Raw genomic sequence first — 22,224 nt, forward strand, 5'->3', positions numbered from 1 at the left:
GGGGGCCGCGGAGGCCTACGCCGAGGAACAGGCCCAGCTCGAGCGCGAAGCGAGCTCCCGTGGCATGGTCGCGCCGTGGTACAGCCCGTGGAAGCTGGAACCGCGGGTCGGTGGCGATCTAGATTTCGGATGACATCGCCGAACGTTCGCAACCAGCGTGCTGGTGGCGAGCAGTGCGTCGATGTCATCACCGGGCGCGATCGCCGGGCCGATGTGCCACGTCGAGCCCGGGTGTCCGCGGATGGCGCCGGTGGTGAATCGGGCGTGAGTGTCGGTGGGGGCGGGCACAATAGGGCGGTGGCTGAAGTTGGGGGAGCGCCGAAGCTGATCGCGCTCGATGTGGATGGGACCCTGCTGGCGACGGGGTTCGAGATCAGCGCGCGGGTGGGCGCGGCGGTACGGGCGGCGGTGTCGGCGGGAGCGCACGTGGTGGTGACCACCGGGCGAACCCTGCTCGCCACGCGCCCGGTTCTGGGCGAGCTCGGGCTGTCGGAGGGACATGCGTTGTGTTCCAACGGCGCTGTGCACATCGACGTGGCGCGCGGCGAGCCGGTCGCGGTCCAATCGTTCGACCCGGGCCCGGCCGTGCTCGCGTTGCGCGCGCTGTTCCCGGCGATGGTCTTCGCCGCGGAACGAGTGGGCGTCGGCACCTGGGCAACCGGACACGGACCGGGGGAGTTCTCGATCGGCGACTTCCAGCTCGTCGACCATCGCAAGCTGAGCAGTGTGCCGACGCCGCGCCTCAACGGCTGGTGGCCCGACGGCACTCCCGATGAAATGCTGCGCCTGCTCCAAACGTTCGACGTTCCGGATGCGTCCTGGGTACACGGCGAGTACGGGCCCTGGCTCACCGTCTCCCGCCGTGGTGTGTCCAAAGGCTGGGCGCTGGAACAACTTCGGCACCTCCTCGGCGTCGAGGCCCATGAGACCCTGGCCATCGGCGACGGCTTCAACGACCGCGAAATGTTGCGCTGGGCAGCGCATTCGGTCGCGATGGCCGGGTCGCCCGCCGAGGTGCTCGCGCTGGCCGACGAAGTGACCGGCCACGTCGACGAGGACGGTGTCGCCACCGTCCTCGAACGCTGGTTCGCCTGAGCCTCAGACAGCGATCGTGGCGGCTACCGGTGCAGACCTCGGCGGAGGCTGAGCGTCGCCCCCATCCGTCGTCGCCCGAATCTGCGCCGGCTGGCTCGATCAGCTGGACGCCGCTGCGGTCATCGCGACGTAGTGCGGGTTCGCCATGATCCCGAGGACATTGCCGAACGGATCCAGCACCGCCGCGGTCGCGAAACCCGCACCGTCGCCGCGTTCGGTGATCGGCTCGTACTCGGTGGCGCCCAACTCGAGCAATCGGGCGAAGGTGGCCGCGAGATCGTCGACCTGCCAGAACACCACGCCACCCCCGCCCGGCGCGTTGCGCGCGCCAGCCGGGGCGTACGCGCGATTGATGATGCCGAGCTCGGCCTGCAACGGCCCGAGCCGAAACTCGTAGTACCCGCCCGGAACCTCGTAATACGGTGCGATGCCGAGGAATTCGGTGTACCAGTCCTTGGCGGCGGTGAGGTCGTCGGCGTAGTAGGTGGTGGTGGCCATTCCGCGCAGCATGTCTGCTCCATTCGGTTGTCGCTTCGGTGTGAACACGACTTTGCCAGCGAAAGTGCTCATCAAATGAGCACTTTATTTGGCAGAATTACCGAGTATGCGAGCAGACAGATTGGTAGCCACCCTGTTGTTGATGCAGGCGCGGGGACGAGTGACCGCCGCTCAGGTTGCCGCCGAGCTCGAGGTCTCGGTGGCGACCGCCCGGCGTGACCTGGAGGCATTGTCGGCCGCGGGCATCCCGGTCTACCCACAATCGGGTCGCGGCGGCGGTTGGTCGCTGATCGGTGGCGCGCGCACCGACCTCTCCGGACTCACGGCGGGGGAGACCAGGGCGCTGTTCCTCCTGGCCGGCCCCGCCGCCCAGGCCGTGCCCGAACTGAAATCCGCACTGCGCAAGCTGGTTCGGGCGCTGCCGCACACCTTCCGAGCCGATGCGGCCGCGGCCGCCGATGCCGTTGTCGTCGATCCCGCGCGCTGGGGGCGCCCGGATCCGCAGACACCGGCGGTACTCGACACGGTGCAGCGCGCGGTGGTGGATCGCAGGCGCGTACGCATCGACTATCTGCGCAAGGGTGAACGCACGGTCCGCACGATCGACCCGTGGGGCCTGGTCGAGAAGGAAACGGTCTGGTACCTCATCGCGGGCACCGACCGCGGGCAGCGAACCTTTCGTCTCGACCGCATCGTCGACGTCGTCACCCTCGATGAGACAGCCGATCGGCCCGCGGATTTCGATCTGTACGCGCAGTGGTCTCAGATCGTCGAGCAGATGGAGGGCCGTCGCGCCGCCGTCGCCGCGACGGTCCTCGTCTCCGCGCAACTCGCGCCCATCCTGGCCGACCAGCAGGGCCGCAACTGCACCCTGCTCGGCCCTGATCCGGACGGCCGGGTGCGAGCACAGATCACCGCCGACACCGCGAAAATGGTTGCCCGGCAACTGGCGGGCTGGGGCGCCGACGTGGAGGTCGTCGGGCCCGCCGAGGTCAGATCCGAACTAGTAGCGCTCGGCACTGAATTGGTGCGCGACAACAGCGTCGACGGCCCCGCAGCCACTACGCCCGGTCGATGAGCCCGGCCAGCGATCTGACCACCTCGCTGGCGACGACCGCTTGCCCACTCGTGGTGAAGTGGATGAGATCCGCGCTCATCAGCTCGGGTCGCGACTGCAAAGGATGGTTCCAGAATTCGGTGAGCACCACATCGAACTCGGTGGCCGCGGCCCGCAACATCTCGTTGAGCACGATCATCTGCGGCCGCATGGCCCGCATCGGCGCCATCCGCTCGACGGACCACACGTCGGCCATCGTGAATATCGACAGCCGCGCCCCGGTGTCGGCCAGCGCGGTGAGGATCGTCGACAGATTCTCGCGCAGCCGATCGACATCGCCGCCCGCGGTGAACAGATCATTGCCGCCGCAGCTGAGATGGACGAGATCCGGTGCGAATTCGATTATTTCGGACAACTGGAGGTCGATCACCTGACCGCTGGTCGCGCCGATCCGGCCGGTATTGCGGTAGGCCAGGGTGGGATTCGCCGAAGCCAGACCGGCCGCGACCCGATCGGACCAGCCGGTAGGGGCGTATCCGGGACTCGGATCGCCGGTCCCCGCGGCGATGGAATCACCGAGCACCGCGAACCGTTGCCACGGTGCGCCGGCCAGCAGCGCGGTGACCTGCTCCGGTGCGAGGACCAGTGGGTCCTCGGCCTCGGCGAGGAATTGCACGGACAGTGGTGTGCTGGAAGACATGTCGATCTCCTCGGTTCAGGTGGTCGAACGGGTAGGTGAAGGGAAGGCGAGCAGCAGGGCGACGGCGAGGTTGATCGCCGCGCCCACGGCGAACAGGATGTGAAAGCCGCGAAGTGGGTCCGATGTCGCCGAGAAGATCGCCGCCAGCACCGCGATGCCGAGCGCGCCACCGACCTGGCGAGCGGTCAGGTTCATGCCGATGCCCGCCGCGAACTGTTGCGGCGGAACCGAACTCGCCGCTGCCGTGCCGAGAACCGTGACGACGATGCCGATCCCACCGCCGCCGAGCAGCCCGGCGGGGACCCACGCCGTCCACAGCGCGGGTTCGGGCCCGAAGGCGTCGGTGCTCATCCAGGCCAGCGCGGCCGTCGACATCAGCCCGCCGAGCACGCCGACCCACCGCTGGCCCGCGGGTGCCGTAATTCGCCCGGTGACCACGGCGGTCACCATCGAGGCCACCGCGCCGACGGTCAGCGCCGCCGCGGACTCGAGTACGGAATAGCCCCAGATGGCGTCGAGGAACAGCGGACCGGCCAGCAGCCACGCGAACATCGAGGCGCCGAACAGCAACGAGCCCGCGTTCGCCAACGCGAACTGCCGTTCCCGCCACAGTGATACGGCGACAGCGGGGTTGGCCTGCCGACCCGAGCGAACCAGCGCGAACACCGTGAGCGCGAGGCCGCCGAGCAACGCGAGGAGCGTGCCGGGTGCGGTCCAACCCCACGACTGACCTTCGGTGACAGCCGCGACGATCGCACCGAGCCCGATCGCGACGGCGAGAGTGCCGAGCGGATCGGGCAATGTCGAATCGCGCGCGATCTTGCCGCCGCCCGGCAGCCGAAGTCCCGGCACGATCAATATCAAGGCGATCGGCACATTGATCAGGAACACCGCACGCCAGCCGAACACCTCGACCAACGCACCACCGAGTGCCGGACCGACCACCGCCGCGAACCCACCGGCCGCCGACCAGGCGCCGATCGCGGCGCCGATCCTTTCCCTCGGTGTGGCTTCCAGGACCAGCCCGAGGGCCGCGGGGACCATGAACGCCGCCGCGATGCCCTGCAGAACCCGTCCCGCGATGAGCCAGTCCGCGCCGGGCGCGAGCCCGCACAGCAGGGAGGTGACGGCGAATCCGGCCAGCGCCAGTGCGAACAGGCGGCGCCGGCCCAGCGCGTCGGCGAGGCGCCCGGCCGGGGTGAGCAGTGCCGCGAACGCGATCGCGTAGCCGCTGACGATCCAGGTCAGCGTGCCGGTGGAGGTGCCGGGATAGCTCAGGGCGATCGTCGGGAACGCGATATTGACGACGGAGAGGTCGAGGAAGGCGATGAATGCCGCACCCGCGGCGATGGCGAGGGTGCGGCCCGCGGCGCCGGTGCCGGGAGTGGCTGTGCTGAGCGGATCTTCGGGCCGAGCGGACACGTCGGTCATGCGAGGTTCCTTCGATGAGAGAAATAAGAACGTACGATCGTTCGTAAATAAAAGTACGACCGATCGTTCGCCTTCGCAACCCCGTGGTGGAACAATGACTCACATGACCCAGCTGACCGAACCGAGTGACCAGCGATTGGCCAAGGGCGCCCGGGCGCGTGCCTCCATCGCCCGTCGCGCGGCCGAACTCGCCTCCGTCGAGGGTCTCGACGGTCTCAGCATCGGTAGGCTCGCCACCGACCTCGGCATCAGCAAAAGTGGCATCGCCACCCTCTTCGGCACCAAAGAAGCCCTGCAACTCGCCGCCGTCCAGGCAGGCCGCGACATCTTCATCGAAGCAGTCATCGCCCCTGGCCTGCGCGCTCCACGCGGCGGAGCCCGGATCCGCGCGCTGATCGACCGCTGGTTCGCCCACATCGAAGACCCTCCGTTCCCCGGCGGCTGCTTCCGGGTGGCCACCCTCACCGAATTCAGTAGCAAGCCCGGCCCCGTGCGCGACGCCGTCGTCGCCGACCACGACGATTGGCTGTCGTTCCTGGCCGCCGAGGTCCGTAAGGCTCGAGCCATGGGCGAACTCGCCGACGTCGACCCCGACCTCCTGGTCTTCGAACTGGATGCGATCGTGAGCGCCGCCAATATCGCCTGTCAGACGGGGGATTCGGCCCGCGTCGAGGCCGCACGCACCATCGCGAACCGCTTGTTGTCCGACGTGCCGAGTGGGGCCTAGTCGGGAAGTCGCGCCCGGTCGAGGATCATCCTGACTCCGCGCGCCTGGTCCTGGTCGACGTGGCGCGTCGGAACGACGGGAGCCGGACGCAAGAACGGCGCCGCTACCGGATCTGGGTAGCGGCGCCGAGAGCGGGACGCGTCGGGCTGGTTTCTCCTGGCGGATCAGTGGTGATGTTCGGGTGCGTGCTGGGTGGTGAGAGTGAACGCGGCGGTCCGGACGACGTCGTGGTGTTTGAAGTCGAGGAACAGGCGATACGTACCCGGGCCGGGAACCGCTGTGTGGAAAGTGATTTCGGGTCCCGCTGGGGTGATGCCGTCACCCGGCTCGCCGTTGGGATGGACGTGGACGTAGGCGAGGTCGCCCGCGCGCAGGATCACGAGGTGGCCGAAGGCTGCCAGGTAGGGCTGTAGATCCGTCACCGGCTCGCCGTCCCTGCGCACGGTGAGCGTCAGTAGATCGCCCTCGGCGCGCAACTCGCCGTCCACGGCCACCTCGTAGCCGTCGACCTCGGTGGCGCGGTTCACTGCTGGAACCGGTTGCGGTGCATAGTGTCCCGCGATCGCCAGATCGGCGCCGAGGGTGATGGTGCGGCCGAGCGCGCGAGGCGCGATATCGGTGAACACCCGGTAGGCCCCGGCCTCGGGCAGATCCAGCTGAATCACCCAGGTGCCGTCCGCTTCCCGTCGCGGGTGTACATGCCAGAACCCGGTCAACTCGCGCCGCGCCACGATCAGGTGCAGTTCCCGATCGTGAATCGCGTCGAACTCGGTCACCGCAGTCCCGTCCGGTCCGAGGATCCGGAACCGGAAGTCGATCCGGCCCGGGTCGGCAATCGTGGTGTCGAGGTCGAGGGTGTACCCGTCCTGCGTGATCTGCAGGCCTCCGGGCAAACCCGCACCGTGTCCGGCGTGCGCGCCACCGTGTGCAGCGTGACCTTCATGTCCTGCGTGCGCGCCACCGTGTTCGGCGTGATCTGCGTGTGTGCCGCCATGTTGGATGTGGCCGACGTGGCCCGCGTGCGTGTCGGTGCCTGCGTGCTCGACCGGGCCGGCGGTGTGGTGGGCGTGGGCGTTGGTGGTCATCGTTTCGCCTCTCTCGGTTCGCTGTGCGTTGATACGAACATATACCCCTGGGGGGTATCTAGTAAAGAGGGTGAGGCCTGTGACCTATGCCACTGGAAAGGCCTTGTGTACAGCGTGGTGAGAACCTACGGACGCCGCGCAGCTAGTCCTGAGTAGGCACTGCCTCAGGGTGGGTCGGCGCGGCAGCTCTCGGCGTCCGAGGAAAGCCTCGTCGCGATAGAGTCCGAATCAGGCGGAAAGTTCGAGATCAGTGGCGACGGAGCTGTCGTACCGAGCCCAGATCACCTCGACCAGCGCCGAGTGCGCTCCGATGACGTCGGCGTGCACGAGGGCGGGTGCGGCGGTGACCAGTCGATCGGTCAGTAGTCCCGGCGCCAGGAACCACGGCGCGACCACGATGTGCTCGGCCCCGCGGGCTCGCAGGTGATCCACAGCCCGCTCGATACCGGGTTCGACTGTGGCGAAGCAGATTTCGGTCAGGCAACCGGTCATGGCCGCCAGCCGCCGCGCCACCACCGAGGTCCGGCGATTGGCCGCGGCATCGCGCGAACCGACAGCGGCGACAGCGATTCCCAGCGCGGGGTCGCCCAGTGGTCCCGTCGCGGGTGTCACCACGCTCACCGACGCGAGACCGGAACTCGCCGCCGTCGGCGCCGGGAGAACGGTCGCCGCCGCGCGTCGATCCGCGGGCATCCGGAATCGAGACCCGGTGAGGATGCCGCGCGACGGATGGGGTTGATCGGACGACGCCACGCAGTCAGTGGCCGACTCCGGGAACACGGATGTGCCGTGCGGCGTCGGTGCCGCTGGATCGGGAGGGGTCGGCACGGCGGGCGACGAGCCGGGCGGTACGGGGAGTCGGTACGCCGTCGCGACCCGGTCGGCGAGTGCCGCGATGAGCAGCGGATCGGGGCCGAGGACGGCTGCCTGGGTGAGGCGGAGGTGGGGATGGCGGCGGGTGGCGTCGGCCAGCAGGGCGGGGAGGTCGACGCGGGCGTGGAAGGCGTTGCCCAGCAACAGCGGAACGACGATCACGTCGGCGTGGCCCCGGGTAGCGAGGTCGTCGACCACCTCGTCGACCGAGGGCGCGCTCAGATCCAGGAAGGCGAGCCGGACCGGGATGTCGGGTCGAGCGGCGGCTACTTCGGCGACCGCTGCCGCCATGGTCGCCGCCGAACGCGGATCACGGCTGCCGTGGGCGACCGCGATCAATGCGGGTCCACCGCCACCGAGCGGGGTAACCGACAGCCTGTCGCCACTGCCACGAGGCACCACGATCGCACTCGTAGCCGGGCCGATCGATGTGGGCCCGCCATCGCCGCGCGGCACTGCGACGGCACCCGTAACCGGGGCGATCGGCACCGGCCCGCCACTGCCGCGCGGCACTGCGACGGCGGCCGTCGGCGGGGCGACCGATACCGGCCCGCCTCTGCCGCGCGGCACCGGGACGGCACCACGCGGCGGGGCGGGCAGGCGATACATCAGACCGCGGTACCGACCTCGACCGAGGTCAGCACGTCGCCGACCAGGCCGGCCGCGAGGGTGTTGCCACCGGCGGGGTCGATCAGCAGGAACGACCCGGTGTGCCGGTTGGTGCGGTAGTCGTCGGCCGGGATCGGCTCGGCCAGCCGCAGCGAGACGCGACCGATGTCGTTGAGCTCCAACGACTCCGGGCTCGGCTGCGCGGTCAGCGTCTGCTCGTCGAACCGCTCCACGAGCGCGCCGACGATGGCCTGCGTGGTCTTGGCGCCGTGCTTGAGCAGCAGCCGGGCACCGGGGCGAAGGCCCTTGTCGCCGAGCCAGCACACCGTCGCGTCGAAGGTGTCGATCGACTCCGGCGCGTCGTGCGCCGAGGCGATGATGTCGCCGCGCGAGATGTCGACCTCATCGGCCAGGATGAGCGTCACGCTGCGCCCGGCCTGTGCGACGGCCAGTTCACCGTCCGGCGTGTCGATGCGCTCGACGGTGGTCTTCTTACCCGAGGGCAGTACCACGATCTCGTCGCCGGGCGACACGGAACCGGCCGCGATCTGACCCGCGTAACCGCGGTAGTCGGGGTATTCGGCGGTGCGCGGGCGGATCACGTACTGCACGGGGAAACGCAGACCCAGCGCGTGCGTGCCGGTCGAATCAGCGTCCACCGGAACGGATTCCAGGTGCTCGATCAGCGAGGGGCCGGTGTAGTACGGGGTGTTCTCGGAGCGGCTGGCGATATTGTCGCCGTGCAGCGCCGAGACCGGGATCTCGATGACGTCCTCGGTGGCCCAGCCCAGCTTCGAGGTGAGGTCGTTGAACTCGGCGGAGATCTCGGCGAACACCTCGGCCGGGTTGTCGACGAGGTCGATCTTGTTCACCGCGAGTACCAGCCGCGGCACACCGAGCAGCGCGAGCACGGCCGCATGGCGACGGGTCTGCTCGATGACGCCCTTACGCGCGTCGGTCAGCAGGATCACCAGCTGCGCGGTGGACGCGCCGGACACCGTGTTGCGGGTGTACTGCACGTGCCCCGGCGTATCGGCGAGCACGAAAGACCGCTTGGGCGTAGCGAAGTAGCGGTACGCCACGTCGATGGTGATGCCCTGCTCACGCTCGGCGCGCAGGCCGTCGACGAGCAGCGACAGGTCCGGGGTGGACAGTCCACGGTCGACCGAGGCGCGGGTGACGGCGTCGATCTGATCGGCCAGCACGGACTTCGTGTCGTAGAGCAGCCGCCCGACCAGGGTTGACTTGCCGTCGTCGACAGAACCGGCGGTGGCCAGCCTCAATAGGTCGGACATCAGAAATAACCCTCTCGCTTGCGGTCTTCCATGGCGGCTTCCGAGACACGATCGTCGCCGCGAGTGGCGCCACGCTCAGTAAGTCGTGATGCCGCGACCTCGGCCAGGATGGCCTGGTTGTCGGCGGCGTCGGAGATGATGGCGCCGGTGGTGGAACCGTCGCCGACGGTGCGGTAGCGCACCGAACGGGTCTCCAGGACCTCGTTCTCGTTCGGGCCGCCCCACACACCGGGCGTCATCCACATGCCGTCGCGGGAGTACACCGGACGCTCGTGCGCGTAGTAGATCGACGCCAGGTCGATGTCCTCGCGGGCGATGTAGCGCCAGATATCGAGCTCGGTCCAGTTGCTCAGCGGGAACACCCGCACGTGCTCACCGGGAGCGTGCTTGCCGTTGTAGAGGTTCCACAGCTCCGGGCGCTGACGCTTCGGGTCCCACTGGCCGAAGGCGTTGCGCAGCGAGAAGATGCGCTCCTTCGCACGCGAACGCTCCTCGTCGCGACGGCCGCCGCCGAAGACCGCGTCGAAGCGGTGCTCGGTGATGGCGTCGAGCAGCGGCACGGTCTGCAGCGGGTTGCGGATGCCGTCGGGGCGCTCGGTCAGACGGCCGTCGGCCAGGTACTCCTCGACCGAGGCGACGTGCAGGCGAAGGCCGTAGCGCTCGACCACCTTGTCGCGGAACTCAAGCACCTCGTCGAGGTTGTGCCCGGTGTCCACGTGCAGCAGCGTGAACGGCAGCGGCGCGGGCCAGAAGGCCTTGAGTGCCAGGTGCAGCAGGACGGTGGAGTCCTTGCCGCCGGAGAACAGGATCACGGGGCGCTCGAATTCGCCCGCGACCTCACGGAAGATGTGGATCGCCTCGGATTCCAGCGCCGCGAGGGTGTCGAACTCGGTCAGGCCGAGATCGCGTTCGGTGGTGTTGGTACTCACAGGCTCACTCCCGGTGATAGTCATGATTGGTGCAATCCGCACTCGGTCTTGGCGATACCGGCCCAGCGGCCGCTGCGCGGATCGGACCCCGGCTCGGGCTTGCGCGTGCACGGTGCGCAGCCGATGGACGGGTAGCCCTCCTCCACCAGGGGATTGACGAGGATGCCGTTAGCCTCGATGTAGGCCTGCATCTCGTCGTCGGACCACGGTGCGATCGGATTGATCTTCACCAGGCCGAAGGCTTCGTCGAACGAGATCAGCGGCGCGTTGGCGCGGGTGGGCGCCTCGACGCGGCGGATGCCGGTGATCCACGCGTTGTAGCCGCTCAATGAGCGCTTCAGCGGGACGACCTTGCGCAGTCGGCAGCATTCGGCGGCGTCACGGGCGAACAGATCCTTGCCCAGCAGTGCGTCCTGCTCGGCGACACTGGCCTCGGGCGCCACGTTCACCACGTTCACCCCGTACACGGCCTCGACCGCGTCGCGGGTGCCGATGGTCTCGGCGAAGTGGTAGCCGGTGTCGAGGAACAGCACGTCCACACCGGGACGGGTCTGCGCGGCCAGGTGGACCAGCACGCCGTCCTGCATGTTCGAGGCGACGATGTAGCCGTTGCCGAAATTGCGGTCGGTCCACGCGATCAGGTCGGCGGGCGAGGCATCGGGGCCCAGCTCGGCCGCGCCCTGCTCGGCGAGCGCGCGCAGTTCGTCTTCGGACAGCTTGGCCGCGAGATTCGTTGTCACAGTGGGGATCTCCTCATCGACTATCGGAGGTCGGCTTCGTCGGCGCGAACCGCCCACACCGCGAAGCGTTCCCCGGATTCCCGGTTCTTGACGAAGTTGCGGACGACGCGATCGATGTAGTCACCGAGCTCGACACTGGTCACCTTGTGCTGGCGCAACTTCCGGCCGAACGCGCTGTCCAGGCCGAGGCTGCCTCCGAGATGAACCTGGAAACCCTCCACCTGATTCCCGGTGCCGTCGTCGACGAGCTGGCCCTTGAAGCCGATGTCGGCGATCTGGGACCGGCCGCACGAGTTCGGGCAGCCGTTGATGTTGATGGTGATCGGCACGTCGAGTTCGGCGTTGATGTCGGCCAGGCGCTGCTCGAGCTCGGGCGCCAGCACCTGCGAGCGCTTACGGGTCTCGACGAAGGAGAGCTTGCAGAACTCGATGCCACTGCACGCCAGCAGGTTTCGGCGCCAGACCGAGGGGCGGGCCTGCAGACCGAGCGGTTCGAGCTCGTCGATCAGCGCGTCGACCTGGTCGTCGGGGATGTCGAGGACGATCAGCTTCTGGTACGGCGTGAAGCGGATACGATCCGAGCCGTACTTCTCGGCGGCGTCGGCGACCTTGCTCAGGATGGTGCCCGAGACGCGACCGGCGATGGGGGAGAAGCCGACGGAGTTCAGGCCGTTGCGCAGCTTCTGCACACCGACATGGTCGATGGGCTTGGCGGGCTGCTCGGGCGCGGGCCCGTCGATGAGCTTGCGCTTCAGGTATTCGTCCTCGAGCACCTGACGGAACTTCTCGATGCCCCAGTCCTTGATCAGGAACTTCAGGCGGGCCTTGGTGCGCAGGCGGCGGTAGCCGTAGTCGCGGTAGAGCGAGACGACCGCTTCCCACACATCGGGGACCTCTTCGAGCGGCACGAAAGCGCCGACGCGCTGAGCCAGCATCGGGTTGGTGGACAGTCCGCCGCCGACCCACAGATCGAGGCCGGGACCGTGCTCGGGGTGGTTCACGCCGACGAAGGCGACGTCGTTGATCTCGTGCACCACGTCCTGCTGGCCCGAGATCGCGGTCTTGAACTTGCGGGGAAGGTTCGAGTACTCCTTCTTCCCGATGTAGCGCTTGACGATCTCGTCGATCGCCCAGGTGGGGTCGATGATCTCGTCGAGCGACTCGCCCGCGAGCGGCGAACCGAGCACCACGCGGGGGCAGTCGCCGCACGCCTCGGTGGTGTGCAGACCGACCGACTCGAGCCGGCGCCAGATCTCCGGGACGTTCTCGACCTCGATCCAGTGGTACTGGACATTCTCGCGGTCGGACAGGTCTGCGGTGTCGCGGCCGAACTCGGTGGAGATCTGCCCGACCGTGCGCAGCTGGGCGGCGGAGAGCGCACCGCCGTCGCAACGCACCCGCATCATGAAGTACTTCGCTTCGAGCAGGTCGATGTTGTCGTCGTCGGTGAAGGTGCCGTCGTAGCCCTCTTCACGCTGGGTGTAGAGACCCCACCAGCGGAAACGGCCACGCAGGTCGGCTTTGTCGATCGAGTCGAAGCCGCCCTTGGCGTAGATGTTCTCGATGCGCGAACGCACGTTGAGCGGGTTGTCGTCCTTCTTGGACTGCTCGTTCGGGTTCAGCGGCTCGCGGTAGCCGAGGGCCCACTGGCCTTCGGACCGGCGGCGGACCGGCTTGCCGGTGCGGGCGCGCGGTGCGACCGGGGCATCGGTGCTCGGGCGGGCCGGGCGCTGGGCAGCTGAACGCTCAGTGCGGGCCTGCGCCGTCGACTGTTCGGTCGAACCGGCGTCGGTGCTCGACGTCATGGTGGGTCGCTCCTGCGGGGTGATTGGACATCCGTGCTGAAGGCGCGAGGGGCTGGCTCGCGTCAGGCGGTCAGCGGGCCGATGAAAGTCGAAGGCACCGGGGGATACCCGGGCGTGGACGCCGCTGCGCTACCGGTGGAAACCGGGCCGACAACAGGCGCTGCAGACACGCTGGAAGTCGACGTGGCGACGGGCCACGAGTCGTACTCCAGTTGCGTGCATGTGCCTATTGTGCCACGTCAGCCTGGTCGTTCCGACCGCAAGGAGATATTTCCCGCACTTTTGGGGGAAATTCCCTGGACGGCCGTCCTGTTCTGTGACGGGGGTCATAGTTCGCTGCCGGAAAGCGACCTGTGATGCACCCGCGGCGGCGCGTGTGCCCTGCCGCACAGCTCGGTTGACCTGGAGCGCGCTCGAGGTTGCACAGTAGTGACATGAGCAACGACGCCACTGTTACCGGTCAGACGCCCGCCGATCTCGACACCGAACTCGCCGCCATCCGCGCGATCGTCGACACCATCGCGCACGCACAGGCCAACGAACTGGCCGAGGAATTCGTCGGTGTCTTCCGGGAAGACGCGATCTGGACCACCGGACACGGCAAGCGACTGTTCGGCCGCCCGGCCATCGCCGAGTTCACGGCGCAGGTGCTGCCCGGCGCCACCACGCACGGCACCGCGACCTACGAGGTCGAGCACGTGCTGTTCCTGCGACCCGATGTCGCCGCCGTGAAGATTCGCCAGAGCTACTTCACCCTCGACGGCGAGCTGTCGGGTCAGGGCACACCGATGTACGTGATGACCAAGGAAGCGGGCACCTGGGTGCTCACCGCCAACCAGAACACACCAGTCGTGACGGACTGACGCGCCAGGGCGCTGATCGGCGCGCACCGAAGCCCACCGTTCGCCGATCCGGCGACCTGGGCTGCGGCGCGGCGGCGAATCGGCCACGCATGAGTCGGCGAAGGGGCCGGGCGCGATGGTTTCCCTCGACCCGGGGAGACTGGAGGCGTGACTACCAGCGCTGCTTCCGGGGCTCCCGGCGTGACAACGGTCGATGCCGATCGGCCGGTGCTGCGCGATTTCGGGGGCGGCGCGTTCGGGGTGTACGTGCACGTGCCGTTCTGCGCCACGCGCTGTGGGTACTGCGACTTCAACACCTACACGGCGGGGGAGTTGGGTACCTCGGCGTCGCCACAGTCGTGGCTCGAGGCATTGCGCGGGGAACTCGCGACCGCCGCGACCGAGTTCGGCGCACTGCCGAGCGCGACCCCCGAGGTGTCGACGATCTTCGTCGGCGGCGGGACTCCCTCGCTGCTCGGCGGGGACGGCCTCGCGTCGGTGCTCGATGCCGTTCGCGCGAATTTCACCCTGGCCGCCGATGCTGAGGTGACCACCGAATCGAACCCGGAATCGACCTCGCCCGAGTTCTTCGAGCGGTTGCGCGCGGCCGGCTACACCCGGATCTCGCTCGGCATGCAGTCCGCCGCACAGCATGTGCTGAAGGTGCTCGACCGCACGCATACTCCGGGTCGCGCGGTCGCCGCGGCGAAGGAAGCGCGCGCGGCCGGGTTCGATCACGTGAACCTCGATCTGATCTACGGCACCCCCGGCGAGACCGATGCCGATCTCGATCTGAGTCTGGACGCGGTGCTGGCCGCCGGTGTCGATCATGTCTCCGCCTACTCTCTGATCGTCGAAGATGGAACTGCCTTGGCGCGCAAGGTCCGTCGTGGTGAACTGCCCGCTCCCGACGACGACGTCCTCGCCGCCCGCTACGAGCGCATCGACGCCCGTCTCGCCGCTGCCGGTCTGTCCTGGTACGAGGTATCCAATTGGGCCGCAAACGATTCCGCCCGCTGCCGGCACAACCTCGGCTACTGGGACGGTGGTGACTGGCTCGGCGCGGGCCCCGGCGCCCACAGCCACGTCGGCGGTGTCCGCTGGTGGAACGTCAAACATCCCGCCCGCTACGCCGATCGCGTCGCCCACGGCGGTCTCCCGGCCGCGGGCTGGGAGGCCCTCACCGACGAAGAGCGCTACACCGAACACCTCATGCTCACCGTCCGCCTCCGCACCGGCCTGCCCCTCGCTGATCTAGCCCCCTCGGCAACCGTGGCCCTCGACCGCGTCCTGGCCGACGGCCTCGCCCGGATCGCTGACGACCGTCTGGTCCTCACGGACCGCGGGCGCCTGCTCGCCGACGGCATCGTGCGCTACCTCCTCGACTGAATTGACGCCGCTGCCTCACTCGGACCGAGTGGGAAACACGCGGGCGGTGATGTCATCGTGATCTGAATTTCGAGATTTCTTCGGCTTGGGATCCGAACCAGAGATTGCCCGGTCATCCTGGTGTATTCCGCCAATGCACACCTGGTGAGAGGCCCAGAGCATTGGGGTGCTCTAAGGGTATGTTCGGTGGGTTCGGGGTGGAAGATAACGATTAGGGGCGTAGGCTTTGGCTCGATCCTAGGGAGTTATATGTCCACCGAACGGCACATCACCCTCGTCCACGAGCAGAGCGAATTCGCCGAAGCGCGCTCCGCTGAGAAGGCGGAGAACGCTCGTCAGTGCGCGGTCGCCGCGCGGACGGTCGCCTCGCACTCGAACGACGCCGAGGACTGCACGTCGCTGCTGGCGATGCTCGGTCTCGACGCCCTCGCGGGCAAGGAAGTCGGCGCCCCCGACTCCGCCGCCCGCTGCGGCGCGGCTGCCCGCGTCTGATCCGGCACCGGCCACCCCGATGTGGGTGGCCACTGCCGGCGCTCTCGCGATTCGCTGACATCGCCGTCAGCACCGCGTCGCCGATCGTGAGCGCTGCTCGTCGCGCACGAGTTCATCCGCACCGATGACCCCACCGGCAATCGCCGGTCGTGGCTCACCGAGCAGTTCCGCGGTATTCGCCGAGGTGATCAAGTACGCCGGTAGCCCGCGCGCCGCATCCTCCGCCGGCGCAGGCAAGGTCTGCGGCGCCCCGGCACAGTGGAAGTAGCGATCGACCGACCGGGTTGCCGTGTGCCCCGCTGGTGAATTCGCGCCGATAGCTGAACCCGCCGAGCCGGGAACACTGTGCCCGACTATCCCTGGCCGCTGCGCGTCATGCTGACCGGTCGGCTGATATCGCGGCCCACTCGATGATCGATCACCTGTATCCCCGGCAGTCCATGAGAGTCCGGCGTACGGACTTGTCGGCGAACTGCGCCCCGCCGAGGCGGTCGCTGGATCGCCGCTGAACACAGGGGAATTCCGCCAAGGTGCTGTGAGTGAACCTGCACCACCCGGCACCGAAATACCCGCGCCACCGGGCACCGAAATACCTGCGCCGGCCGGCGACGAAACACCTGCACGACCCGGCGATGCCACACCTCCGGTTGTGCCCGAAGCCGCGGGCGCCGACACGGCGCTGACAGGTTGCCCCATACCGTCGGCCATGACATGGTCCGGCGCCGCCGACGCAGGCGAAGTGCCGCCACCACGCAGACCTGCCCCGTCGGCCTCGCCGCCTTCGAGGCCCGTCGACTCCGCCGTCGCGTCGACGGCGAGGCGGGTAGCGCGGCCGCCGGATTCCGCTGTCGCGCCGACAGGTTCAACCGCCCCGCAGCCCTCGACCAGCAGCCGCCGATCGCCCGGCTCGCCCACTGCGCCAATACGCCGAGTTGGCATGGGCAGCAACGGAATACGCTCTATCAGCTCGCCGAACGGCACGACGTACCGCTGCCGCATCTCCGCCCGCGCGTTCTCCTCCGCCGCGGACGCCGCACCGTGCGCAGCAGCCGAATCCGCGTCGTCCACGCTGTCGCTCACCGACCACGCCGAATCCGCGCCGACCGCCCTGTTTGCCTGCGCCGACGCACCCGCCTCGGCGGCAATCAGTGGCGGAATCGCGTATTTGGTCGCCACGATCGCCTCGGCCGCCGTCCGAACGAGTTCCGGCACCTTCTCGAGTGCCACGCTGAGATCGCGTGCTTGCGTCACGTAAGTGTCGACCATGGAACCAGCCGCCGCGCCGCCCGTACTCGACCAAGCCTGTGCGAGTAGCTCGCCCATCGCGTGCCGGAAGACGCACAGGCTGTCGTCCCACCACCGCGCGATCTGTTCGAACATCTCGGCCTGTGCCATGGCCTCGGTCACCTGGAGCGATTCGAAAGCCGCGACGATCTCGCGGTGTCGCCACGAATGCGTGTTCTCCCCGCCGCCGGGAACACGCCATTGCGTGGCACTCACGGCAAGACCTGGTTTCTCGCGGCCGACCACACCGACCCCTGAGATGATGGAATAGATTGTCCTGCAGTCGATTCCATGGAATTGAATTGACCGGTCCACTCCTGGTCGGCATGAACGATCCGATCGCGCGCGCCGCGGAACAACTGCCGAATATCCTCGATAATCCGCGAATGCGCATCCAAGGTGGCCGCGATGCTGTTTTCTTTCGCCCCCGCCAGCGAACGCAATCTCGCCACCAAGGTGGATGCGGATATCAGCCGGGCATTGTCTTCGCCCAGTCCCCACTGCCCGCGCTCGCCGACCTCGACGGCAAGCGCGCGAATCCGCGTGATGGCCCGCAGAAGTTCGTCACACGCGGCATCGATCCCCGCGAACTCCGCCGGTCGCATCGTGAGTGCGCCTGACCCGAGATTCCATGTTTCGCCGCCCGCGCTCGGTTGCGCCACAGTTCCCCCTCGATGGCTGAAAAATGCTGGTAAACCCCCTGATTCGGTTCCGAACCTACTTCGGCGGACCCACCCGGACAACCCCCGAAATCCCACCTGTGGATAACTCGGGCCTGTGGATAACTTTTCGCCTGGCCGCCCGGTGCCGACAGCCCGAACACCGCCCCCGATGCCGGATATCCCGCGCATGACAGTTCGATGCCGGACGACCGTGCGATCCGGCGAGCGGGAACAAGACAATTAGACTGGACACCAGACGCTCCGAGCGTCTGCGTGCGACCCTGTGCGAACGGGCCCGCACGACGTACCGGGCACGAGCGAGGAAGGTGGGGTCGATGGCGTCGAGCACCGAAGATCGACGTTTCGAGGTCCTGCGAGCGATCGTCGCGGATTACGTCGCCACCAAGGAACCGATCGGCTCGAAGTCGCTCGTGGAGCGGCACAATCTCGGCGTCTCCAGCGCCACCATCCGCAATGACATGGCGGTGCTGGAGGCCGAGGGCTACATCACCCAGCCGCACACGAGTTCGGGACGCATCCCCACCGACAAGGGCTATCGCGAGTTCGTGGACCGGATCGCCGAGGTGAAACCCCTCTCGGGCGCCGAGCGCCGGGCCATCATGGAATTCCTCGAATCCGGTGTCGACCTCGACGACGTCCTGCGCCGCGGCGTGCGCCTGCTGGCCCAGCTCACCCGCCAGGTCGCCGTGGTGCAGTACCCCACCGTCTCGGCCTCGATCGTGCGTCACATCGAGGTGGTCGCGCTCAACCCGGCCCGCCTGCTGCTCGTGGTGATCACCGACACCGGTCGCGTCGATCAGCGCATCGTCGACCTCGGCGCGGTGATCTCCGATGACGACCTCGCCGCCGTGCGCGGCCTGCTCGGCGGCGCGATGGACGGCAAGCTGCTCTCGGTGGCCAGCGCCTCGGTGGCCGGCGTGCCCGAACGCGCACCGGCCAAGATCCGCGACGTGCTGGTTCGCGTCTCCACCGTCCTGGTGGAGACGCTGGTCGAACATCCCGAAGAACGCCTGGTCCTCGGCGGCACCGCCAACCTCACCCGCAACGTCGCCGATTTCGGATTCCCCGGTTCCCTGCGCAGCGTGCTGGAAGCCCTGGAAGAACAGGTCATCGTGCTCAAACTGCTCGCCGCCGCGCAGCAGCCGGGTCAGGTGATGGTGCAGATCGGCGAGGAGACCCAGGTCGAGCAGATACGCGGCGCCTCGGTGGTCTCCACCGGCTACGGTGCGGCGGGTGCCGTCCTCGGCGGCATGGGCGTGCTCGGCCCCACCCGGATGGACTACCCCGGCACCATGGCGTCGGTCGCGACTGTCGCCCGCTATATCGGCGAGGTGCTCGCCGAAAGGTGAAGCCAGCTCGGGAACCGAGACAGCCGGACTGTTAAGGTCGATACTTCGGCCGGTAAAGTTGAGTGGATTCGACTAAAGGATGCGCCCGGCGCTCGGCCGGCCCACACCGACCAAGGACTAGAGAACTCACGTGGCACGGGATTACTACGGACTGCTCGGCGTCGGCAAGAACGCCACCGACCAGGAGCTCAAGCGCGCTTACCGCAAACTGGCCCGCGAACTGCACCCCGATGTGAACCCGGACGAGGGCGCACAGGCCCGCTTCAAGGAAGTCTCCACCGCCTACGAGGTGCTGACCGACCCCGAGAAGCGCCGGATCGTCGACCTCGGCGGTGACCCGCTCGAAAACGGCGGCGGCGGAGCAGGATTCAACGGCGCGGGCTTCGGCGGCCTCGGCGACGTCTTCGAGGCCTTCTTCGGCGGGATGAGCGGCCAGGGCGGTGGCCAGCGCAAACCGCGCGGTCGCGTGCAGCCCGGCGCCGACTCGCTGATCCGCACCCGGCTGAGCCTGGCCGAATGCGCGGTCGGTGTCACCAAGCACCTGACGGTCGACACCGCGATCCTGTGCGATGTCTGCGTGGGCTCGGGCACCAACGGCAACTCCAAGCCGGTCCGCTGTGAGACCTGCGACGGCGCGGGCGAGGTGCAGTCGGTGCAGCGCTCGTTCCTCGGCCAGGTGCTCACCTCGCGTCCCTGCCCCACCTGCCGTGGCGCGGGCGAGACCATCCCCGACCCCTGCAACAAGTGCGGCGGCGACGGCCGGGTCCGCGCTCGTCGCGAGATCGCCGCGCCCATCCCGGCTGGTGTCGCCAGCGGCATGCGGGTTCGGCTGGCCGCTCAAGGCGAGGTCGGCCCCGGTGGCGGCCACGCCGGTGACCTCTACGTCGAGGTCGTCGAGCAGCCCCACGACACCTTCGTGCGCGACGGTGACGACCTGCACTGCACCGTGCGGGTGCCGATGGTCGACGCGATCCTCGGGACCACCGTGGTGGTCGACACCATCCTCGACGGCCCCACCGAACTCACCATCGCGGCGGGCACCCAGCCCGGCGAGGTCATCCAGCTGCGTGCGCACGGCATGCCGCGGCTGCGTTCGGGTGCGCGCGGTGATCTGCTCGCCCACCTCGACATCGTCGTCCCGAGCAAGCTCGACGGCAGGCAGACCGATCTGCTGCGCAAGTTCAAGGGCATGCGTGACAAGGATCGCGCCGAGGTGATGTCGACGCAGTCCGAGCACAACAGCGGCCTGTTCGCCCGGCTGCGCGCGTCGTTCAGCGGACGCTGACAAACGTGGCCGCGACGGTCTTCTACCTCGACGAGGTGCCCGAGCCGGGTGCCGTCGCGGTGCTCGACGGTCCGGAGGGTCGCCATGCCGCGACCGTGCGCCGGATCAAGGTCGGCGAGCCGATCACCCTGTCCGACGGACACGGTGTGCTCGCCGACTCAGAAGTCGTCTCGGCCCAGAAGGATCGCCTGGAGCTGGCGGTCCGCGACCGGCGCACGGCCACACCGCCCACCCCGCAGGTGACCGTGGTGCAGGCCTTGCCGAAGTCGGATCGCTCCGAGCTGGCCGTCGAACTGATGACCGAGGCGGGCGCCGACCTGATCGTCCCGTGGCAGGCATCGCGCTGCGTCGCGAACTGGGAAGCCAAGGCCGCCAAGGGGATCGAGAAGTGGCGTGCGGCGGCCAAATCCGCGGCCCGCCAATCCCGGCGCGCCTACATCCCCGAAATCGCCGGCCTGCACCGCACCCGCGACCTGGTGGAGCTGGTGCGAAAAGCCAAGGCGGACGGCGCGATCGTCGCTGCCCTGCATGAATCCGGCGCGGGCAGATTCACCGAACTGCCGCTGGCCGAGGCGAGCGAAGTGGTTCTGATCGTCGGCCCCGAAGGTGGCCTCGACGACGCCGAGCTGGCCGCGCTGGCGGCGGCCGGAGCCGACGTCGTGCTCCTCGGCCCGACCGTCCTGCGGACCTCCACCGCGGCCGCCGTCGCGCTCGGCGCGCTGGGGGCGTTGACCGCACGCTGGTGAGCAGGAGTGGACCGGCCGGGAACGGGTATCCCGATGAGGTCGCGCAGCGCATACCACGGGCGCATTTTTAACCACTGTGCGGTGTCAGTGCTCGGCGGTAAACTGATCTCATCGAACACCAGGTCGAAACCGGAAGCAGGCTGTAGCCACTTTTGAAGAACTCAGGCGAGATCGGCAACCCCACCAACCCCGTATCCAACATCGGCGCAGGCGGTAACAGTGCTGGTCCCGCGGCGCGAACCGTGCGTTCCAGCATCGAGCTCGCCCCCGAGTCGGTGTTCGGCTTCCTCGGCTCGGCCGACCAGAACCTGCGTCAGCTGGAGAAACTGCTCCCGGCCGACATCCACGTTCGCGGCAACACCGTCACCATCACCGGTAAAGCGGGCGATGTGGCGCTGGCCGAGCGGGTGATCGAGCAACTCGTCGCGATGACCGGCCGCAACCGGGTGCTCACCCCGGAGACGGTGCGCCACACCATCTCCATGCTCACCGACGAGGGCGTGTCCGAATCGCCCGCCGAGGTGCTGAGCCTGGACATCCTGTCGCGCCGTGGCAAGACCATCCGCCCCAAGACGCTGAACCAGAAGCGCTATGTCGACGCGATCGACGCCAACACCATCGTGTTCGGTATCGGACCCGCAGGCACCGGAAAGACCTACCTGGCCATGGCCAAGGCGGTGCAGGCGCTGCAGTCCAAGCAGGTCACCCGCATCATCCTGACCAGGCCCGCGGTCGAGGCAGGCGAGCGCCTCGGTTTCCTGCCCGGCACGCTCAACGACAAGATCGACCCGTACCTGCGCCCGCTCTACGACGCCCTGCACGACATGATGGACCCCGAGGCCATCCCCAAGCTGATGGCCTCGGGTGTGATCGAGGTCGCGCCGCTGGCGTACATGCGTGGTCGCAGCCTCAACGATTCGTTCATCATTCTCGACGAGGCGCAGAACACCACGGCCGAGCAGATGAAGATGTTCCTCACCCGCCTCGGCTTCGGCTCGCGGATGGTGGTCACCGGTGACATCTCGCAGGTCGACCTGCCCAACGGGCAGCGCTCGGGTCTGCGGGCAGCCGCGGAGATCCTCACCGATATCGACGATATCCACTTCTCGGAGCTCACCAGCGCCGACGTGGTCCGCCACCGGCTGGTCTCCGACATCGTCGACGCCTACGACCGCTTCGAATCCGAGACCCGTGCGCTCCCCGGCCCGCACTACCCGGGCAATCGCGCCCAGCGCCGAGCAGCCGGTCGTACCGACCGTCGGTAACCGTCACTGTGCCCTTGGCGGGCGGGGCCGGTGATCGGGGCGGGA

At 68.3% G+C, this 22,224-nt stretch carries 21 protein-coding genes and 1 pseudogene; 10 read left to right on the forward strand and 12 right to left on the reverse strand.

The features are described 5' to 3' along the window. The first annotated feature begins 297 nt into the window (after positions 1–297). Positions 298–1,095 (forward strand): HAD family hydrolase, encoded by a 798-nt coding sequence (locus ACQHI0_RS02235; RefSeq protein WP_427906272.1) that lies wholly within the window; start codon positions 298–300, stop codon positions 1,093–1,095. A 99-nt stretch (positions 1,096–1,194) separates the two neighbouring features. On the opposite strand, the gene ACQHI0_RS02240 is transcribed toward ACQHI0_RS02235, so the two are convergent. After that, positions 1,195–1,605: a VOC family protein gene (locus ACQHI0_RS02240; RefSeq protein WP_427906273.1), complete on the reverse strand. Its 411-nt coding sequence runs from the start codon at positions 1,603–1,605 to the stop codon at positions 1,195–1,197. 94 nt (positions 1,606–1,699) lie between these two features. Here ACQHI0_RS02240 and ACQHI0_RS02245 point away from each other — a divergent pair, with 94 nt between their 5' ends. Continuing rightward, entirely contained in the window at positions 1,700–2,671 is a 972-nt protein-coding gene (locus tag ACQHI0_RS02245; RefSeq protein WP_427906274.1) for a helix-turn-helix transcriptional regulator, read from the forward strand. Here ACQHI0_RS02245 and ACQHI0_RS02250 read toward each other — a convergent pair. Together ACQHI0_RS02250 and ACQHI0_RS02255 are read right to left on the reverse strand one after the other, a co-directional pair. Next, on the reverse strand, positions 2,655–3,350 hold the full coding sequence (locus ACQHI0_RS02250; RefSeq protein WP_427906275.1) for an SGNH/GDSL hydrolase family protein: 696 nt from the start codon (positions 3,348–3,350) through the stop codon (positions 2,655–2,657). The genes ACQHI0_RS02245 and ACQHI0_RS02250 overlap by 17 nt on opposite strands. A 15-nt stretch (positions 3,351–3,365) precedes the next feature. Continuing rightward, positions 3,366–4,781 carry an MFS transporter gene (locus tag ACQHI0_RS02255; RefSeq protein WP_427906276.1) on the reverse strand — a complete coding sequence of 472 codons (1,416 nt, stop codon included), beginning with the start codon at positions 4,779–4,781 and terminating at the stop codon, positions 3,366–3,368. 103 nt (positions 4,782–4,884) lie between these two features. Here ACQHI0_RS02255 and ACQHI0_RS02260 point away from each other — a divergent pair, with 103 nt between their 5' ends. Continuing rightward, positions 4,885–5,508 (forward strand): TetR/AcrR family transcriptional regulator, encoded by a 624-nt coding sequence (locus tag ACQHI0_RS02260; protein WP_427906277.1) that lies wholly within the window; start codon positions 4,885–4,887, stop codon positions 5,506–5,508. A 164-nt stretch (positions 5,509–5,672) separates the two neighbouring features. On the opposite strand, the gene ACQHI0_RS02265 is transcribed toward ACQHI0_RS02260, so the two are convergent. The 7 genes and pseudogenes from ACQHI0_RS02265 to ACQHI0_RS02295 all read right to left on the reverse strand — a co-directional run bounded on the left by ACQHI0_RS02265 (position 5,673) and on the right by ACQHI0_RS02295 (position 12,844). Then, complete coding sequence (locus ACQHI0_RS02265; RefSeq protein ID WP_427906278.1) at positions 5,673–6,593, reverse strand: hypothetical protein; 921 nt, start codon at positions 6,591–6,593, stop codon at positions 5,673–5,675. A gap of 228 nt (positions 6,594–6,821) precedes the next feature. Next, positions 6,822–7,286, reverse strand: a complete 465-nt coding sequence (locus tag ACQHI0_RS02270; protein ID WP_427909053.1) for a CbiX/SirB N-terminal domain-containing protein — start codon at positions 7,284–7,286, stop codon at positions 6,822–6,824. A 171-nt stretch (positions 7,287–7,457) separates the two neighbouring features. Continuing rightward, positions 7,458–7,841 (reverse strand): annotated as a pseudogene (locus ACQHI0_RS02275) (sirohydrochlorin chelatase); the annotation flags it as partial. Positions 7,842–8,074: 233 nt separating this feature from the next. Next, positions 8,075–9,370, reverse strand: coding sequence for a sulfate adenylyltransferase subunit 1 (locus ACQHI0_RS02280; RefSeq protein WP_427906279.1), 1,296 nt, complete (start codon positions 9,368–9,370; stop codon positions 8,075–8,077). Next, on the reverse strand, positions 9,370–10,323 hold the full coding sequence (gene cysD / locus ACQHI0_RS02285; protein WP_427906280.1) for a sulfate adenylyltransferase subunit CysD: 954 nt from the start codon (positions 10,321–10,323) through the stop codon (positions 9,370–9,372). Before cysD ends, ACQHI0_RS02280 begins: the two co-directional genes overlap by 1 nt. Then, complete coding sequence (locus tag ACQHI0_RS02290) at positions 10,320–11,039, reverse strand: phosphoadenylyl-sulfate reductase (protein WP_427906281.1); 720 nt, start codon at positions 11,037–11,039, stop codon at positions 10,320–10,322. Before ACQHI0_RS02290 ends, cysD begins: the two co-directional genes overlap by 4 nt. A gap of 20 nt (positions 11,040–11,059) precedes the next feature. Then, entirely contained in the window at positions 11,060–12,844 is a 1,785-nt protein-coding gene (locus ACQHI0_RS02295) for a nitrite/sulfite reductase (RefSeq protein WP_427906282.1), read from the reverse strand. A gap of 434 nt (positions 12,845–13,278) precedes the next feature. Here ACQHI0_RS02295 and ACQHI0_RS02300 point away from each other — a divergent pair, with 434 nt between their 5' ends. The 3 genes from ACQHI0_RS02300 (at position 13,279) to ACQHI0_RS02310 (ending at position 15,567) form a co-directional block, all read left to right on the forward strand. Continuing rightward, on the forward strand, positions 13,279–13,707 hold the full coding sequence (locus ACQHI0_RS02300) for an SgcJ/EcaC family oxidoreductase (protein ID WP_427906283.1): 429 nt from the start codon (positions 13,279–13,281) through the stop codon (positions 13,705–13,707). A gap of 180 nt (positions 13,708–13,887) precedes the next feature. Further along, positions 13,888–15,075 carry a radical SAM family heme chaperone HemW gene (hemW, locus tag ACQHI0_RS02305; protein WP_427909054.1) on the forward strand — a complete coding sequence of 396 codons (1,188 nt, stop codon included), beginning with the start codon at positions 13,888–13,890 and terminating at the stop codon, positions 15,073–15,075. Between the two features lie 249 nt (positions 15,076–15,324). Further along, positions 15,325–15,567 carry a hypothetical protein gene (locus ACQHI0_RS02310; protein ID WP_266298616.1) on the forward strand — a complete coding sequence of 81 codons (243 nt, stop codon included), beginning with the start codon at positions 15,325–15,327 and terminating at the stop codon, positions 15,565–15,567. Positions 15,568–15,633: 66 nt separating this feature from the next. On the opposite strand, the gene ACQHI0_RS02315 is transcribed toward ACQHI0_RS02310, so the two are convergent. Beyond that, a complete protein-coding gene (locus ACQHI0_RS02315) occupies positions 15,634–17,067 on the reverse strand; it encodes a hypothetical protein (RefSeq protein ID WP_427906284.1) in 1,434 nt (477 codons plus the stop codon). Beyond that, on the reverse strand, positions 17,064–17,513 hold the full coding sequence (locus ACQHI0_RS02320) for a hypothetical protein (RefSeq protein ID WP_427906285.1): 450 nt from the start codon (positions 17,511–17,513) through the stop codon (positions 17,064–17,066). Before ACQHI0_RS02320 ends, ACQHI0_RS02315 begins: the two co-directional genes overlap by 4 nt. Before the next feature lie 335 nt (positions 17,514–17,848). Between ACQHI0_RS02320 and hrcA the strand changes: the two genes are divergently transcribed. The 4 genes from hrcA (at position 17,849) to ACQHI0_RS02340 (ending at position 22,179) form a co-directional block, all read left to right on the forward strand. Then, complete coding sequence (gene hrcA / locus ACQHI0_RS02325) at positions 17,849–18,883, forward strand: heat-inducible transcriptional repressor HrcA (protein WP_427906286.1); 1,035 nt, start codon at positions 17,849–17,851, stop codon at positions 18,881–18,883. Between the two features lie 130 nt (positions 18,884–19,013). Then, positions 19,014–20,168, forward strand: a complete 1,155-nt coding sequence (dnaJ, locus tag ACQHI0_RS02330; protein WP_101463914.1) for a molecular chaperone DnaJ — start codon at positions 19,014–19,016, stop codon at positions 20,166–20,168. Between the two features lie 5 nt (positions 20,169–20,173). Beyond that, on the forward strand, positions 20,174–20,914 hold the full coding sequence (locus tag ACQHI0_RS02335) for a 16S rRNA (uracil(1498)-N(3))-methyltransferase (protein WP_427906287.1): 741 nt from the start codon (positions 20,174–20,176) through the stop codon (positions 20,912–20,914). Between the two features lie 200 nt (positions 20,915–21,114). Next, on the forward strand, positions 21,115–22,179 hold the full coding sequence (locus ACQHI0_RS02340) for a PhoH family protein (RefSeq protein ID WP_427909055.1): 1,065 nt from the start codon (positions 21,115–21,117) through the stop codon (positions 22,177–22,179). Positions 22,180–22,224 lie beyond the last annotated feature (45 nt).

Origin of the sequence: Nocardia sp. FBN12 (assembly GCF_050320175.1) — a bacterium.
In the GTDB taxonomy this organism is placed as follows: domain Bacteria; phylum Actinomycetota; class Actinomycetes; order Mycobacteriales; family Mycobacteriaceae; genus Nocardia.